This window comes from Campylobacter concisus (genome assembly GCF_003048875.2).
Taxonomy (GTDB): domain Bacteria; phylum Campylobacterota; class Campylobacteria; order Campylobacterales; family Campylobacteraceae; genus Campylobacter_A; species Campylobacter_A concisus_AU.
In genome coordinates this window covers 1,808,851-1,825,429 of the sequence record NZ_CP049264.1, presented here as the reverse complement: position 1 = coordinate 1,825,429, position 16,579 = coordinate 1,808,851, and the positions used below count along the sequence as shown (strand labels likewise).

Here is a 16,579-nt window from a genome sequence, read left to right as displayed (position 1 = left end):
GCTTTGGGGCTAGCGGAATTTCTTCTAAAATGAAAACCTTTTACAATGATCAAGCAAAGCCACTACTTAAATTTTTTACCAAAACCAAAAGCGAGCTAGTAAATTTAAAGCTAAAGCAAATTTTAAATGAGGGCTTTATCTCAAAACCACAAGGGATATTTTTAAAAGCTGCCATAAGAAAAAGGCAGAAATTTGAGCAAAACAAGACGCAAAATGAGTGGTCGATAAATGAGATAGTAGTTTTTGAAAGCGAGTATGAGAGCTGCGAGGAGTATTTTAGCGATGTGGGGTTTTTTGTAGTGAAGCTGGCTGATAAATTTAGAACAAGTGGCATTAGCGAGGAGATAGTGCTTGCTGTTTCATTTCAGGCACTGCAGTTTATCACGCCAGGTAGTGAGGAGTTTAAATTTATATACGAGGACTACGACGAGAGCACAAACTCCGCTCACATTAAAATTTACGCCAAAAGAGAAAACGACGAAATTTTGCTATATAAAGATAGGATAGGGGGCTACAAAACTGAGGCGCTAATCGTTTACGAGGTGGCTAGTAGTAGCCAAGACACATAGTCTCAGTCAGTTTTATGCGCTTTTCAAAGGGCGCTGGCGAGAAAAATTTGCACTTTTCTATATAAATTCTATACGAGTAGCTAAGCTTAAAATCATCATAAAATTTCTTTAAATTTAAAAATTTGATACCGCAAATTTCATGAAATTCAAAAAGCTCATAAATTTTCGAGCCATTTTTCGCCACGAGGTGGGATGGGGCGAGTGAGGTAAATGAGCAAAAAACGCCAGTTGGCACAAGACCATTTAAGGGCGTGCAAGCTTGCAAAGCGCTTGCAAATTTCTCTGGGACGCTCTTTTTTCTAATAAAAACGATGCGCGAGTTTTCAAATTTAGCGCTGATCGCATTTTTCCAAAAGAGGTAGGCGTTTGATGAGATGCCAGCGTTTTTGGCAAGCTGAGCGCCAAGTACGTAGTCATCTAAAAATTCGTTTGGTGCAAGGGTTATTTGCATCTTTGTCCTTTTGAAATTTTGCTCATTATAGCCTTTGGTGCCTAAAAATTTAGAAATTTATAGTAGGATTTTGCCAAATTTCAAAGGAGAAGATATGAAAAAACAAATTTCAACAAAAAACGCTCCACAAGCGATTGGACCATATTCTCAGGCGATTAGCGCGAATGGATTTTTATTTATCTCGGGCCAGCTTGGCGTCACACCAGCAGGCGAGTTTGCAGGTAGTAGCGTAGAGGCTCAGGCCGAGCAGTCACTTACAAATTTACAAAACATTTTGGCTGAGGCTGGACTTAGTTTTGATAATGTCGTAAAGACTACGATCTTTTTAGCAGATATGGCAGATTTTGCTAAAGTAAATGTCACATACGCTAAATTTTTCAAAGAGCCATATCCAGCCAGAAGCACGGTGGCTGTGAAGACTTTACCAAAAGATGCACTTGTAGAAATTGAGGTTATCGCAGCACAATAATGTCACAACTGTACCAAGTACAATATACAAAGAAGATTAAAATGTCTTAAAATTACGTAAAATTTATTTTACGATAAGGATAGACATACAAACTCAAGTAGGAGTAATCAAACAAATCTCAGGCTTAGTGGTAGCTGTAGATCAAAATGGCGTTAGCCGCGTTTTAAAAGTTGGCGACGCTTTATATCTTGGGGAGGTTGTAAAGACCTCTTCAGCTTCTTCTAAAGCCGTAGTTTCAATGGATAATGGCAAAGATGTCACCATCTTGGGTGATGAGTCGTTAAAGCTTGACGAAAATGTAGCCGCAGGATAAAAACCAAATACTGTAGCAGATGTTAGTGACTTGCAAAAAGCGTTGTTAAACGGCGAAGATCTAACAAAAATAGAGGAGACTGCCGCTGGTGGTAACGCAGCCGCAGCTGGTGGCGGAGATGGCGTTAGCCTTGGTGCGGCGTCGTTTGATGAGGGTGGTCACTACTCAAATATCAATGAAAATTTCCGCTCTATAGGTGATCTAAACAGCGCAAGAGGTGCTGAGAGGATAGGCGGCGTAAGCGGCGCAGCCGATAATGCTGGTGGTGACGCTGGTTTTGTAGATACTACTATCCCAACAGTAACTCTAGATCCAATTAACAACACTTCAACAGTAGTAACTGGTAAGGTTCCAAACCCAGATCCAAATACCACTGTAATTGTTGAAATTCCTGGTCATACCCCAGTTACAGTTCCAGTAAATTCTGATGGTACATTTAGTGTTCCTACACCAAATAATGAACCACTAAAACCAGGTACTGAGGTAAAAGTTACTCCAAAAGATGATGCAGGCAATGGTACACCAGTTACTACTCCAGTATCAGACATTGTGCCGCCGCAAGTAGATCTCACTCCAAAGGCTGACGGTACAGTTGATGTAGTGCCTCACGACAATGACGCAACTAAGGTTGAAATTTCATACACAGATAATGGCGGCAACACGCAAACAATCACCGTGGTCAAAAACCCAAGCGCTGGCTGGGTTGTAGATAGCACTCCTGGCAAGACGACAGCTCCAACAGGTGCTTTCAAGCTTGATCCACATAGTGGCAAGGTCACTATCAGCGACAATGCGACAAAAGACAACACTCCAGTGGTCGCAAAGGCTACTGATGGCGCTGGCAACACAGCCACAGGCGAGACTACTGCTCCAGATAAATTTACTATCAAATTTAATGATGATGCAGATGGCAACGGCACTATCACAAGAGGCGAGAACTATGCTGAGGATGGCGCAAAAGCTACTGCAACTATCAGCATACCAAACCTTGCAAAGGATGGCAGCAAGATCCATGTCGTAGGCACTGGCATAAATGACTACTACACAGTTCATAAAGATGCTAGTGGCAATGTTACAAGCGTTATAGATACAAAAGGAAACAATGTATTTGACGGCGATAATGGCATAAAGGTTAGCTATGACTATAACCACTATCAAACAGTTCGTGGAAATGCAGCTAGTATCACAGCTGAGCTAGAAGGCACAACCCTTAAAGCTACTTCAAGTGTTAAATTTGAAAATGTCAAAATGGCTGACGTTGAATTTGTAGAGCTTGATAAGAATGGTAATGTTTTAAGCGATATGAAAACTGGCAACATAGATACTACTAGGAGGTATAATAGAGCCACGGCTGCACTTGATGGTGACATAAACCACACTACAGCTCGTATATCACTACCTGACAATATCCAAGATGGTGATGTTATAACCGTAAAATATGGTTTTGGACCTAGTGCTGCATCTTTAGCTGCAACAGGTGGCACAGATACGACTGCTTATAAATATTTCTTAGTTCATAAAGCAGCTGATGGCTCTATGACGGTTGATCAGATCACTTCTGCTGATGATAAGACACCTATAAAAGCTGGTCTTACATCTACAAATGGCGCTGGCGAGAAATTTGGTATAGATATCCACGATATGCCAACAGCCAACTATGATCACACGCATTCACGTGGCATAGAAGTAAAAATAACAGGCAAAGATGATTCGAGTGTGGGTATGAATTCTAGGTATATAAGTAGAGAAAGCATGCAAGCCCCAACTGTTATGTTTGTAGAAGGCAACAAAGAATTTGATCCAGCCGTAGTAGGCAATGGAGGACCTGGATCTATTGGTATGAAAATGGAGTATGCTGGACTAGATGGTGATATACACCACACAACAGCACGTATCAAGCTACCAAGTATCTTCTCAGATGGCGATAAACTAACAGTTGTTATAACTGACTATAACAAAATTTATGCAGATACTGGCGTAGTAAAATATCCAGATGATAATCCAGCTCCAACAGCTGTGAAGACATTTGTTATCCACAAAGCGGCTGATGGTACTGTGACATTTGACGAGGTTGATGCAAGTGGCAATGTCATACGTGCAGGTATCCCATCAGTAAATAATAGTGCTCTAGATGTATCTGAAATAACTCTATATAGTAGAGATGAAGCCGGTTTTGTTCATGCAACTCGTGTTGATGCGACCATCACAGATCATCTTAATCTAAATGGTAACGATAGCGCAAGCGACATTGCAAATTATGTCTTCCGTGAGACCGTAAATGTTAAAGATGTTGCTATCACAACCGTACATGATGATTTTGGTAGCATGACAGGAGATGTATCAAAAGGTGGTAAGACTGACGATAAAACTCCAAAGTTAATAGGCAAAGCAGATAAATTTGCTACAGTCGAAATTTATGATGGCACACACTACCTAGGTAAAACTACAGCTGACAAAGAAGGTAACTGGAATTTCACTCCTGAAACTCCACTAAATGACGGCGAGCATAAATTTACAGCTAAGGCAACTATTGGTGGCTCTAGCAAGACAAGTGGTGAGTATGCGATAGATATAGATACTCATGTAAGTATCAAGTTAGAAAGTGTTGATCTTGTTGCAGATAGTAGTAGCTTGCCAGGTGCAGGAACTATGCCATTGCCAGTAAGAAATTTAACAGGTGGGAAAATGCCTCTTAGTGACCACAATGATATTCTTAATGTTAGTGGTAATGTTACAGGTGGCGCTGAAGTACTAGCTGGTAAAGGAAATGATAAGATAAGTATAGGAGGATACTTAGGAGGTATTCTGGGCAATAAAGGTACCATTAATCTAGGTGAAGGTGATGCCAAACTAACTAAAACCGTTCGTATCTCAGTTAGCTCAGACGAACACAATAGAGAATTTATCATCAAAGATGCAAATGACCATGAGATAGGTAGAGCCGCCACTGATGCTAATGGAAAATTTGATGGGAAGGTAAATTTAACAAGAACTATTAGCCCTAATGAAAAAATAAGTGTCGAGATAAGCGATACTGTTGGCAACACAGCTTCAGATAGTAAAGTAGCTAGCCATGTAGTTAATAGCAATGGAGCTCGCTATTATAACAATGAACTAGGAATAGGCACGGATGTTGATACTGGAACCATTATAGGTGGTAGCGGCAATGACAAGGTAGTAGTCGGAACCGCAAACCACGGTAGTCGTTATGTCACTGATGGATCTGAGATTAACCTAGGTGATGGGGACAATTATTTAAGTGTTTATTCAAATATATCTGGCTCTAAAGTTCAAATGGGTAGTGGTGATGATATAGTTAAAACCGGCTTTGACGAGGCGAATAATAAATTTACCAATGGAGATGGTTATATAACTGGTAAGTCAATAGTAGATCTAGGTGATGGTAATAATAAGCTTGATGTTGGAACTAATATCGATAACTCTAAAGTCACAACTGGAAGTGGCGATGACAATGTAGAAGTAAGAGGTTATATATGGAATGCTAGCGGTAAGATCGCAGGAACAAATGAAGAATATGGTGTATATCTAGGTGACGGAAATAATAAACTAAAAGTTGGCACAAACATAGATAACTCGAAAGTCACAACTGGAAGTGGCGATGATGTTATAGAAGCTGGAGGCTATGTCATAAATTCTAAGATAAATTTAGGTGATGGTAATGATACTATAACAGTTGGCTGGATCAAAGGTAATAACAATGACATCAACGGGGGTGCTGGCTATGACAAACTAGCTATCACTAATCCAGGAACATCTATAAATTTAGATAGTATTGCAAACCAAGCACACAACTTTGAAGAGCTTAATATCTCTAATAAGAGCCAAAATACTACTTTAAGTGTAAAACTAAGTGATGTCATAAGCTTAACAGATGGTGATAATACGCTAAAAATAACAGCTGATACTGGAGACAAGGTAGAATTTAAAGATACTGGCTGGCAAAAGGGTGCATCAACTGACGGCTATACCGCATATACAAATGGTACTAGCGGAACAACTGTTGCTGTGGAGATCAAGGACGAAGTAACACAACCTATGTAATCATAGATGTAAATTTGCTATCAAAGTGGTGGCGTTAAATCAAACGGAGAGCAAGGAAGCTCTCCAAATTTATGTATCAGAAATAAAATTTAAATTTGTAAAATATTTTGCAATTATTTCAACTATCTTTAAGCATCCCTCATATATAATTCCAGCTCACGAAACGAGAAACCACCTTTAACTTCAACGTTAATAAAGCCTTTTTCTTATCGTTGTTCTTTTAACTTACAATTGTTAAACTATTAGTCAATCTTTGAAATCTAAACAAGTGATCGATTGAGCCAGTCTATTATGATTAAATAATAGATTAGACAAACTAATATAAAAACTAAAAGTTTTTTTGATTAAAAACTTCATAATAAAAATCCTATCTATTAGATAGGTAATTAATATGGAGAGTTTGATCCTGGCTCAGAGTGAACGCTGGCGGCGTGCCTAATACATGCAAGTCGAACGGACAAGTAAGAGCTTGCTCTTATGAGTTAGTGGCGCACGGGTGAGTAATGTATAGCTAATCTGCCCTACACTAGAGGACAACAGTTGGAAACGACTGCTAATACTCTATACTCCTCTCTAGCATAAGTTAGATAGGGAAAGTTTTTCGGTGTAGGATGAGGCTATATTGTATCAGCTAGTTGGTGAGGTAATGGCTCACCAAGGCTATGACGCATAACTGGTCTGAGAGGATGATCAGTCACACTGGAACTGAGACACGGTCCAGACTCCTACGGGAGGCAGCAGTAGGGAATATTGCTCAATGGGGGAAACCCTGAAGCAGCAACGCCGCGTGGAGGATGACACTTTTCGGAGCGTAAACTCCTTTTGTTAGGGAAGAACAATGACGGTACCTAACGAATAAGCACCGGCTAACTCCGTGCCAGCAGCCGCGGTAATACGGAGGGTGCAAGCGTTACTCGGAATCACTGGGCGTAAAGGACGCGTAGGCGGATTATCAAGTCTCTTGTGAAATCCTATGGCTTAACCATAGAACTGCTTGGGAAACTGATAATCTAGAGTGAGGGAGAGGCAGATGGAATTGGTGGTGTAGGGGTAAAATCCGTAGAGATCACCAGGAATACCCATTGCGAAGGCGATCTGCTGGAACTCAACTGACGCTAATGCGTGAAAGCGTGGGGAGCAAACAGGATTAGATACCCTGGTAGTCCACGCCCTAAACGATGTATACTAGTTGTTGCTAAGCTAGTCTTGGCAGTAATGCACCTAACGGATTAAGTATACCGCCTGGGGAGTACGGTCGCAAGATTAAAACTCAAAGGAATAGACGGGGACCCGCACAAGCGGTGGAGCATGTGGTTTAATTCGAAGATACGCGAAGAACCTTACCCGGACTTGATATCTAACAAATCATCTAGAGATAGAAGAGTGTCTGCTTGCAGAAATGTTAAGACAGGTGCTGCACGGCTGTCGTCAGCTCGTGTCGTGAGATGTTGGGTTAAGTCCCGCAACGAGCGCAACCCACGTCATTAGTTGCTAACAGTTCGGCTGAGCACTCTAATGAGACTGCCTTCGTAAGGAGGAGGAAGGTGTGGACGACGTCAAGTCATCATGGCCCTTATGTCCGGGGCGACACACGTGCTACAATGGCATATACAATGAGAAGCAATATCGCGAGATGGAGCAAATCTATAAAATATGTCCCAGTTCGGATTGGAGTCTGCAACTCGACTCCATGAAGCCGGAATCGCTAGTAATCGTAGATCAGCCATGCTACGGTGAATACGTTCCCGGGTCTTGTACTCACCGCCCGTCACACCATGGGAGTTGATTTCACTCGAAGCCGGAATACTAAATTAGTTACCGTCCACAGTGGAATCAGCGACTGGGGTGAAGTCGTAACAAGGTAACCGTAGGAGAACCTGCGGTTGGATCACCTCCTTTCTAGAGTACATATAGATATTCTCTCACAAGATATCTATAAGAAAGATATTCTCAATCATCCTTGTTTAGTTTTGAAAGATTGATAGACCTATAGGGGCCTATAGCTCAGCTGGTTAGAGTGCACCCCTGATAAGGGTGAGGTCACAAGTTCAAGTCTTGTTAGGCCCACCAGAGAATTTAATTGGGGAATTAGCTCAGCTGGGAGAGCGCCTGCTTTGCACGCAGGAGGTCAGCGGTTCGATCCCGCTATTCTCCACCATAAAATAGTTTAACACTAAAAGTCTATATTAAGTGTTTTTAAAAACATTTACTTTAGACTTTTAAACGTCTTAATCTTTATTGATTACGAAGTTGCCGAAAGCAACTTTGTGCTTTAGGGGTTTCCAAAGGGTGTAACTCTTTGGTCGTAAAGACTAGCTTGCTAGTCTGCGAAGTCTAAATGTTCTTTTAATTAATATTGTTAATAGTCACAAGCAAGTTTTAAAAACAATTTTACAGGACTTGTTAAAGATTTAAATTTCTATTCTCTTTGCATTTAATGCAAAAGTTTGACATCACAATCTATTTAGGATTTAAAACTTATCTAAATAGTAGTCAATGCTTTCCGTCTTGAGAGTTAGAATTTAAATGTAGTAACATAAAGTTATCTTTAACAAGGAAGTGATGCGAATTAGAATAATCTAATATAGAAAAGGTAAGCTACAAAGAGCAAGTGGTGGATGCCTTGGCTAGTAGAGGCGATGAAAGACGTGCCAGGCTGCGATAAGTCTCGGGGAGCCGTCAAGGGGCTTTGATCCGGGAATTTCTGAATGGGGCAACCCAACTAATAGAGATATTAGTTACCGTATAACGGAGCGAACGAGGGGAATTGAAACATCTTAGTACCCTCAGGAAAAGAAATCAAAAGAGATTACGCTAGTAGCGGCGAGCGAACGCGTAAGAGGGCAAACCACTAGTTTACTAGTGGGGTTGTAGGACTGCATTATAGACTAAACTTAGCTAATAGAACAACCTGGAAAGGTTAGGCACAGAGGGTGATACCCCCGTATATGAAAGCTTTGTTTTACTTAGCAGTATCCTGAGTAGGGCGGAACACGTGATATTCTGTCTGAAGCTGGGTAGACCACTATCCAACCCTAAATACTACTACTAGACCGATAGTGCACAAGTACCGTGAGGGAAAGGTGAAAAGAACTGAGGTGATCAGAGTGAAATAGAACCTGAAACCATTTGCTTACAATCATTCAGAGCCCTATGATTTATCAGGGTGATGGACTGCCTTTTGCATAATGAGCCTGCGAGTTGTGATGTCTGGCGAGGTTAAGGAAACCCGGAGCCGTAGCGAAAGCGAGTCTTAATAGGGCGTTTAGTCAGACGTTGCAGACCCGAAACGATGTGATCTATCCATGAGCAGGTTGAAACCGGTGTAAGAGCCGGTGGAGGACCGAACCCGCTAGCGTTGAAAAGCTATGGGATGACTTGTGGATAGGGGTGAAAGGCCAATCAAACATCGTGATAGCTGGTTCTCTCCGAAATATATTTAGGTATAGCGTCATGTAGTAATACTAGGGGGTAGAGCACTGAATGGGCTAGGGCATACACCAATGTACCAAACCCTATCAAACTCCGAATACCTAGTGTATAATCATGGCAGTCAGGCGGCGAGTGATAAAATCCGTCGTCGAGAGGGGAACAACCCAGACTAACAGCTAAGGTCCCTAAATCTCATTTAAGTGGAAAACGATGTGGAGTTACTTAAACAACCAGGAGGTTGGCTTAGAAGCAGCCATCCTTTAAAGAAAGCGTAATAGCTCACTGGTCTAGTGATTCTGCGCGGAAAATATAACGGGGCTAAAATGAGTACCGAAGCTTTAGACTTAGTTTTACTAAGTGGTAGGAGAGCGTTGTATTTGCGTTGAAGGTATACCGGTAAGGAGTGCTGGAGCGAATACAAGTGAGCATGCAGGCATGAGTAGCGATAATTGGGGTGAGAATCCCCAACGCCGTAAACCCAAGGTTTCCTACGCGATGCTCGTCATCGTAGGGTTAGCCGGGTCCTAAGCAAAGTCCGAAAGGGGTATGCGATGGAAAATTGGTTAATATTCCAATGCCAACTATAATGTGCGATGGAAGGACGCTTAGAGTTAGAGGAGCCAGCGGATGGAATAGCTGGTCCATGTGTGTAGGTTGGAATTCAGGCAAATCCGAATTCCTTTAAGCTGAGGCAAGTGGGTGCGTGAAATTCTTCGGAATAGATCGTATATTCTTGATACTGTCGAGCCAAGAAAAGTTTCTAAGTTTAGTTATAGTTGCCCGTACCGTAAACCGACACAGGTGGGTGGGATGAGTATTCTAAGGCGCGTGGAAGAACTCTCTTCAAGGAACTCTGCAAAATAGCACCGTATCTTCGGTATAAGGTGTGCCTAACTTTGTGAAGGATTTACTCCGTAAGCATTGAAGGTTACAACAAAGAGTCCCTCCCGACTGTTTACCAAAAACACAGCACTCTGCTAACTCGTAAGAGGATGTATAGGGTGTGACGCCTGCCCGGTGCTCGAAGGTTAATTGATGACGTTAGCTCTGCGAAGCGTTTGATCGAAGCCCGAGTAAACGGCGGCCGTAACTATAACGGTCCTAAGGTAGCGAAATTCCTTGTCGATTAAATATCGACCTGCATGAATGGCGTAACGAGATGGGAGCTGTCTCGAAGAGGGATCCAGTGAAATTGTAGTGGAGGTGAAAATTCCTCCTACCCGCGGCAAGACGGAAAGACCCCGTGGACCTTTACTACAGCTTGACACTGCTATTGGGATAAAAATGTGCAGGATAGGCGGGAGGCTTTGATCCATAGACGCCAGTTTATGGTGAGCCATTGTTGAGATACCGCTCTTTTTTATTCTGATAGCTAACTAGCTTGAGTTATCCTCAAGTAGGACAATGTCTGGTGGGTAGTTTGACTGGGGCGGTCGCCTCCCAAAATGTAACGGAGGCTTACAAAGGTTGGCTCAGAACGGTTGGAAATCGTTCGTAGAGTATAAAGGCATAAGCCAGCTTAACTGCGAGACATACACGTCAAGCAGAGACGAAAGTCGGTCTTAGTGATCCGGTGGTTCTGTGTGGAAGGGCCATCGCTCAAAGGATAAAAGGTACCCCGGGGATAACAGGCTGATCTCCCCCAAGAGCTCACATCGACGGGGAGGTTTGGCACCTCGATGTCGGCTCATCGCATCCTGGGGCTGGAGCAGGTCCCAAGGGTATGGCTGTTCGCCATTTAAAGCGGTACGCGAGCTGGGTTCAGAACGTCGTGAGACAGTTCGGTCCCTATCTGCCGTGGGCGTAAGAAGATTGAGGAGAGTTGACCCTAGTACGAGAGGACCGGGTCGAACCAACCACTGGTGTACGAGTTGTCCTGCCAAGGGCACCGCTCGGTAGCTATGTTGGGATGTGATAACTGCTGAAAGCATCTAAGCAGGAAGCCAACTCCAAGATGAATCTTCTTTTAAGAGCTCATATAGACTATGTGTTTGATAGGCTGGGTGTGTAATGGATGAAAGTCCTTTAGCTGACCAGTACTAATAGCTCGTCTGCTTATCTTTTAATAAGCATCACTTCCTTGTTAAGGATAAAAACTTAATAAGATATGTTTTTACAAAACTTTGTTTATGACTTTTAACTTTATCTTGTAGTGTTAAATAAGAGATTTATCTAGTATATCTTTTATTTAACACTGCCCGTGACTATACAGACGAGGAAACGCCTTGCTCCATCTCGAACCAAGAAGCTAAGCTCGTCCTGGCTGATGATACTCTCCCTTACTGGGATGTTGGAAAAGTAGGTCGTTGCGGGCTTTGTTTTATCTGCTTTAATTTCATATTATTAATCCTGGTTTTTATTAGTGTTATTTATATATGGTAAGTTTCTTTTATATTTCTTTTTAGATTATTGGCTTGATTATGTTTTAAATTTGTTTTTATGCCAGTTTTTAAAATCTTTAGACTTAATTTTGCTTAATGATAATATGATCCTTTACTTGAAAAGTAAAGACAGAGCTCAATAAATAATGTCGCCGAGCAAGCCTTTAATAACCCAGCTTTTAGTCAAAAAGCAAAAGATGTTTTAAAACAAGCAAGGAGCGAATATGCTCTTTTTAAAGAACTTCAAAACTCTAAAATTTACCATGATGTAATGGGCGAGCTAAAGAGTAGTGGCGATATAACAAATTCACTTTTAAAAGCTCTTAACGCAGAAAATGGCTTAGATTTAAAAGCTCTTACAGCTAGATTAAGCAGTAGCGAACAAGAAGCATTAGAAACTAACTTAATCCGTGGCGTAATAGAAAAATTTACTAAAGATGGAATAACTGACTTTTCTAAAGTAAGCAATACTTTAAAAGATGCTCCGTTTGAGAGTAAAAGAGTGGTAGAGATAATGGGGGAGCTAAACAAAAAAGCTCCTATATTAAATAACACGTCATCGCTGCTTGAAAAATTAACAGCTATCAACCCAAAAGCTAAAGAGCTACAACAAGGCATAGGGCATTCAGTAACTGGAGCACTTATGACAATGAAGAGAAATTTAGCCATTGAAAGGTTAAAATCACTACTCCCAGTATTAGGCAATGATGCATCTTTAAAAAATCATATAAGAAGTGCAATTAATAATGCAGGTGATCTAAAAAGTGTTATTAATAATCTTGAAAAGATAGAGGTAAAAGATGCACCAGAGAACTCAACTAAACTACTAGAAGCTTTTAAAAACGAGGTAAAGGCGTTAAGAGAGGAGGCTCAAACTGGAGAGACAAAAGGGGATAATTTTATCACAAAAGAAAGCCCAGCGCCAAAAAGTGATTTAAATGTAAAAATTAGCGTGGATGACTGGGTGAGAGAGCTTGGAGGAATAAATGCAAATAAACAAATTAAGGCTGATTTAACCAAGCTTTATGAAAAGCACAAGGAACTTTTTGCTAAGCCAAGTGATGTTTTTAGACTAATAAAAGCAGTCAAAGAAAATCCGACGTTTTTTTATAACAATAATGAGCCAAATACGGCTTTGATAGGCAAAATTTTAGATAATGGCAAGCTTGGCAAAATAGGCATACAAAAAGACTATGATAGTGAGTATTTAAAGCTAAACCATGCGACTTATTCAAGTAAAGCAGACAAGGAAAACAAGAGACTTTTAAGAAGAAATGAAAAATCTCATCTAGTGGGGTCGCCTACTCCCACACAGCTCACTCTTGGCAAAGCCACAGAGCCAACGGCGGATGGTGCAAAAGCACTTTTAGATGAGAAAGGGCGAGCTAGTGAGAACGCCCTACACTCACACACTAAGCCAGCCGGGGCGTTAAAGTTGGAGCAAGATGCTCGTTTAGCTCGCGATAGTGGAATTATACCACAAAAAGACAAAAACACTAAAACAATAAACGCAAGCCCACACATAGCAAGTGGCTTACTTGGTGGCACAGCAAATGGTGCCGATGAAAATGGCAATGTTAGCCCTGAAGAGTTTGCAAAAGGTTTTATATATGCATTGTTTGGGTCAAAATTTAGTGCTTCAGCGGTTAAACGCATAAGCCCAGAGCTTTACAATTCTATTCTTGGACTTGGTAAAAAGATGCCGCAAATGGCAAAAGATAATCCAAAATTATTAACTAAAATTTATGGATCAGCAAAGAGCAATAGTATAAATTCTTTTGCAGGAGAAAAGGCACTTAATGCTAGTGCCAATAAACTCTCAAAAGCTAAAGCGATGCTAGAAAAAGGCGAAGATGAAGTTAAGATTTGGCAAAGCACTGGTTGGTACAAAGACAAAGATGGCGCTTGGAAGTTTGAGATAGATGATAGCCCAGCTAAAATCAAAAATCAAAACGCAGATAAATTAGGCGACTTACTAGAGCATAAAGAGCTATTTAAAGCATATCCTGAGTTAAAGGATATAAAAATTAAAAAGATAATCGACGAAAAAGGAGAAAACCTAGGATATTATGACCCTAATAAAAAAGAGATAGCCATAAACAACATAGGCGATAAATCTACGCTTATGCACGAGGTGCAACACGCCATACAAAACATCGAAGGCTTTGCAAGGGGTGGAGAATATGACATAGTATGGAATGCCGCTGTAAGAACAATCGAGAAAAAATATGAGAATGAGCTAGCTAAACTTGAAAAAATAGCAAACGAGGCTTGGAAGAAAGAAGAGCCGCTACAAAAAGCATATATAGAGCTTTTTGACAAAGGGCTAAAGGATAGTCCAGAAGCACAAAGATTATTAAAAGAAAGAGAGCCTTATTCTAAGAAGGGGTGGGAAGCAAACAACAAGATAAGAAATAAAAAATGGGCTATAGAAGATGAGAAAAATGCGATCACTGATAAAGATATGTATGAAGCGTATCAAAAGATACATGGCGAGGTAGAAGCAAGGAACGTACAAAATAGGCTCAACCTAAATAAAAAAGATAGAGTTTATCCGCATGAGACTTTTGATGTAAATCCAAATGATACATTTGTAAGTAGAGAAGACGGAGTAAATTTCAGTAAAAAACTACCCGAGCTAAAAGAAAAAAGAGGCATTTATAATGTCACATATAACGGTAAATTCTCAACGCCAGTTTATAAGGATTTAACCACAATAGATGATGCTATTAAATATGCAAAAGGCGACAAAAGCAAGGGGGCTAAACATATAAGCATAAGGCATCTAAATGATGAAAATAAAGAGGGGTATGTAACTAGACAAGAACTTTTAAGTTTGGGTGAAAATATAAGGGCTTATTTAAAAGAGAATAAAGAGCCTTTTATTGATAAAAGGGGCGGACATATTTATGAGTGGGAAGATAAAGACGGAGTAAGATTTAGAGCCGTCATCGGTCAGGCTAAAAGGGAGAGCGACGACCGCTCAATTACTTCAACCTTAAAGCCTACCGATGAAGCCACCAAAAGTGGGATAATCCCAAATAGCAGCCTTTACAGCTCTAACGACATTATAACCTTTTATTCTGATAGAAACTTAAAAGAGCCTATGAAGTTTGAAAACCCAAAGCTTAAACTACTTGATGCGATAGACGCAAGTAGCGACAAAGCAGGCTTAGTTAAGAAAGTGCTACTAAATAAAGACATAAGCGACGGAGTAAAAGCTAAAGCAGTTAATAGGCTAACTAAAAATAAAATTAGTCAAGGTGCAAAAACTAGCTATATATCTACTAAAAACTCCAAAAATAATTAAAAGCCCTATCTTTAGGGCTTGCTCTTTTTTTCAAATCAAGTAAAAAATTTTTTATTTTCTCAAAATTGGGTAGATTTGACACAGCGACAAATGATAAATTGCCATTAAATTGCATAAAAGGAGCAAAGAAATGGCAATAACTACAACTGGGTTTCAAGCCTCAGCTACAAAAAGAGAAGGCTTAAAGCCCTCAGTCTACGAAAACATAATTTTAATAGGTGCTGATGAGACGCCTATACTTAAACTTATTGGCACTTCAAGTGTTAAAGGTATAGAGCACTCCTCTCTAACTGACAGCTTAGCTGCCCCAAAGAAAAACGCACAGCTAGAAATTTCTGACTTTGACGATCAGATCAAATCAAGCGTGCAAAAGACTTCAAACGCAGTGCAAATTTTCACTTCAAACGTTAGTGTTTCAAGAAGTATGCAAGCAGTGGCTACGTATGGCGGTAAAGAGCTAGAGCGTGAGACTGCTAAAAGAGCAAAAGAGCATAAGCTAGATATGGAGTATGCTATCTTTGGTCTTGGTCGTGACGCTGACGTTAAAAAGAGTGTGTTTAAAGCACCGAGCGTTAGAACTGACGCAACAGCTGGCGAAATGGCAGGCTTATTTTACTTCTTGGCTAAAGGTGCGGCTGCGTTTGCAAGCGGTAAGCGTGGAAACGTCATAGCATTTGATAGCTCAGGCGATTGGAAAGGTACTCCAGCAGCACTAACTGAAACCGTGCTATCACAACTACTTCAAAATATTTGGGATGCAGGCACAACTCCAAAAGATGTGTTTATTGGTGCTGAGCTAAAGCCAGCTATTAGTAAAATAGTGTTTAGATATCATTCTAGACGTCAAATAATTATTTTAATATTAAAATTTATCGCTAAAAGATTGATATTTGGCATCATTAAAGCAATAATATCTATATTTTTAGAGAATTTGGTTTGAATTCAGCCAACAAATTTGCTGGCATGGCAAATTTGTATGGTTTTTAATTCAAAATATCCAAAAGTATTTCACTAATTTTGATCTATCTTTTCTTTTAGAAATTCCAAAATTTCTTGCGCTTTTTCATTTAGCGACTCTTTTGGGATCTGCAAGAAGCTGCCTTCTTTTAAGATCAAAGCTACAAAATCATCAGTTTCGCAAGTACCAAGAAACGCACTAAACGAAAAATGAACCGTGCTTGTCGCTGTGACAAACAAGACCTCATCATCATATATAACGATCTCTTGTTCGCGCTCAACATCGATTTTAGAGTAAATGGCTCTAGTAAATAAAACTGGTTTAATTATAGTCGCATAAATATAGAGCAAGACTATGCCGACACAAAGAACAATGGCTAAATTTTTTGCCAAAAAAGAGACGTCGGTTATATCCAAAAAAACTGTTAAGTTGTTCTCAAAAATGTCAAAAAGCACAACCAAAGCTACTGTGCATAGCGCAGCAAATGGCAGCTCGATCGCTCTCATCAAAAATACAAATTTATTCTTTTTATAGACGGTGCTTGAGACCTTGCGCAGTAGCTTTTTAAATTTAGCATCGTTTTTTATACTAAATTTCGCTCTAAATTTTTCATTTTGCATGTTACTTCTTTAAA

General features: G+C 40.3%; 8 protein-coding genes, 2 tRNA genes and 3 rRNA genes. 11 read left to right on the top strand and 2 right to left on the bottom strand.

Annotated features, from left to right (window positions below; genetic code table 11):
- Nucleotides 1-29 precede the first annotated feature (29 nt).
- Nucleotides 30-569 carry an L-cystine-binding protein TcyA gene (locus CVT07_RS09025; RefSeq protein WP_107937138.1) on the top strand — a complete coding sequence of 180 codons (540 nt, stop codon included), beginning with the start codon at nt 30-32 and terminating at the stop codon, nt 567-569.
- On the opposite strand, the gene CVT07_RS09020 is transcribed toward CVT07_RS09025, so the two are convergent.
- The gene (locus CVT07_RS09020) at nt 547-1,020 is read right to left on the bottom strand and encodes a hypothetical protein (protein ID WP_021087269.1); all 474 of its coding nucleotides are present in this window, start codon (nt 1,018-1,020) and stop codon (nt 547-549) included. The genes CVT07_RS09025 and CVT07_RS09020 overlap by 23 nt on opposite strands.
- Nucleotides 1,021-1,114: 94 nt before the next feature.
- Here CVT07_RS09020 and CVT07_RS09015 point away from each other — a divergent pair, with 94 nt between their 5' ends.
- From CVT07_RS09015 to CVT07_RS08970, 10 genes are all read left to right on the top strand, one after another.
- Nucleotides 1,115-1,489, top strand: a complete 375-nt coding sequence (locus CVT07_RS09015) for a RidA family protein (RefSeq protein ID WP_021090165.1) — start codon at nt 1,115-1,117, stop codon at nt 1,487-1,489.
- Between the two features lie 127 nt (nt 1,490-1,616).
- On the top strand, nt 1,617-1,802 hold the full coding sequence (locus CVT07_RS09010; RefSeq protein WP_021090166.1) for a hypothetical protein: 186 nt from the start codon (nt 1,617-1,619) through the stop codon (nt 1,800-1,802).
- A 30-nt stretch (nt 1,803-1,832) separates the two neighbouring features.
- Nucleotides 1,833-5,864, top strand: coding sequence for an Ig-like domain-containing protein (locus tag CVT07_RS09005; protein WP_159071303.1), 4,032 nt, complete (start codon nt 1,833-1,835; stop codon nt 5,862-5,864).
- 388 nt (nt 5,865-6,252) lie between these two features.
- A 16S ribosomal RNA gene (locus CVT07_RS09000) occupies nt 6,253-7,763 on the top strand.
- 94 nt (nt 7,764-7,857) lie between these two features.
- A tRNA-Ile gene (locus CVT07_RS08995) sits at nt 7,858-7,934 on the top strand.
- A 12-nt stretch (nt 7,935-7,946) separates the two neighbouring features.
- Nucleotides 7,947-8,022, top strand: a tRNA-Ala gene (locus CVT07_RS08990).
- 433 nt (nt 8,023-8,455) lie between these two features.
- A 23S ribosomal RNA gene (locus tag CVT07_RS08985) occupies nt 8,456-11,359 on the top strand.
- 133 nt (nt 11,360-11,492) lie between these two features.
- A 5S ribosomal RNA gene (rrf, locus tag CVT07_RS08980) occupies nt 11,493-11,611 on the top strand.
- The 16S, 23S and 5S rRNA genes sit together here with 2 tRNA genes alongside, the layout of an rRNA operon.
- 337 nt (nt 11,612-11,948) lie before the next feature.
- Nucleotides 11,949-14,987, top strand: a complete 3,039-nt coding sequence (locus CVT07_RS08975) for an LPD23 domain-containing protein (protein ID WP_159071298.1) — start codon at nt 11,949-11,951, stop codon at nt 14,985-14,987.
- Nucleotides 14,988-15,117: 130 nt separating this feature from the next.
- Nucleotides 15,118-15,927: an SU10 major capsid protein gene (locus CVT07_RS08970; RefSeq protein ID WP_159071299.1), complete on the top strand. Its 810-nt coding sequence runs from the start codon at nt 15,118-15,120 to the stop codon at nt 15,925-15,927.
- Between the two features lie 71 nt (nt 15,928-15,998).
- Here the strand turns inward: CVT07_RS08970 and CVT07_RS08965 are convergent, their stop codons facing one another.
- The gene (locus CVT07_RS08965) at nt 15,999-16,565 is read right to left on the bottom strand and encodes a YcxB family protein (protein WP_196375728.1); all 567 of its coding nucleotides are present in this window, start codon (nt 16,563-16,565) and stop codon (nt 15,999-16,001) included.
- Between the last annotated feature and the right edge of the window lie 14 nt (nt 16,566-16,579).

Excerpts from the sequence above, each read along its gene's own strand:
- CVT07_RS09025 (WP_107937138.1), top strand. The coding sequence starts at position 30 with ATGAAAACCTTTTACAATGATCAAGCAAAGCCACTACTTAAATTTTTT.
- CVT07_RS09020 (WP_021087269.1), bottom strand. The coding sequence starts at position 1,020 with ATGCAAATAACCCTTGCACCAAACGAATTTTTAGATGACTACGTACTT.
- CVT07_RS09015 (WP_021090165.1), top strand. The coding sequence starts at position 1,115 with ATGAAAAAACAAATTTCAACAAAAAACGCTCCACAAGCGATTGGACCA.
- CVT07_RS08975 (WP_159071298.1), top strand. The coding sequence starts at position 11,949 with ATGGGCGAGCTAAAGAGTAGTGGCGATATAACAAATTCACTTTTAAAA.
- CVT07_RS08970 (WP_159071299.1), top strand. The coding sequence starts at position 15,118 with ATGGCAATAACTACAACTGGGTTTCAAGCCTCAGCTACAAAAAGAGAA.
- CVT07_RS08965 (WP_196375728.1), bottom strand. The coding sequence starts at position 16,565 with ATGCAAAATGAAAAATTTAGAGCGAAATTTAGTATAAAAAACGATGCT.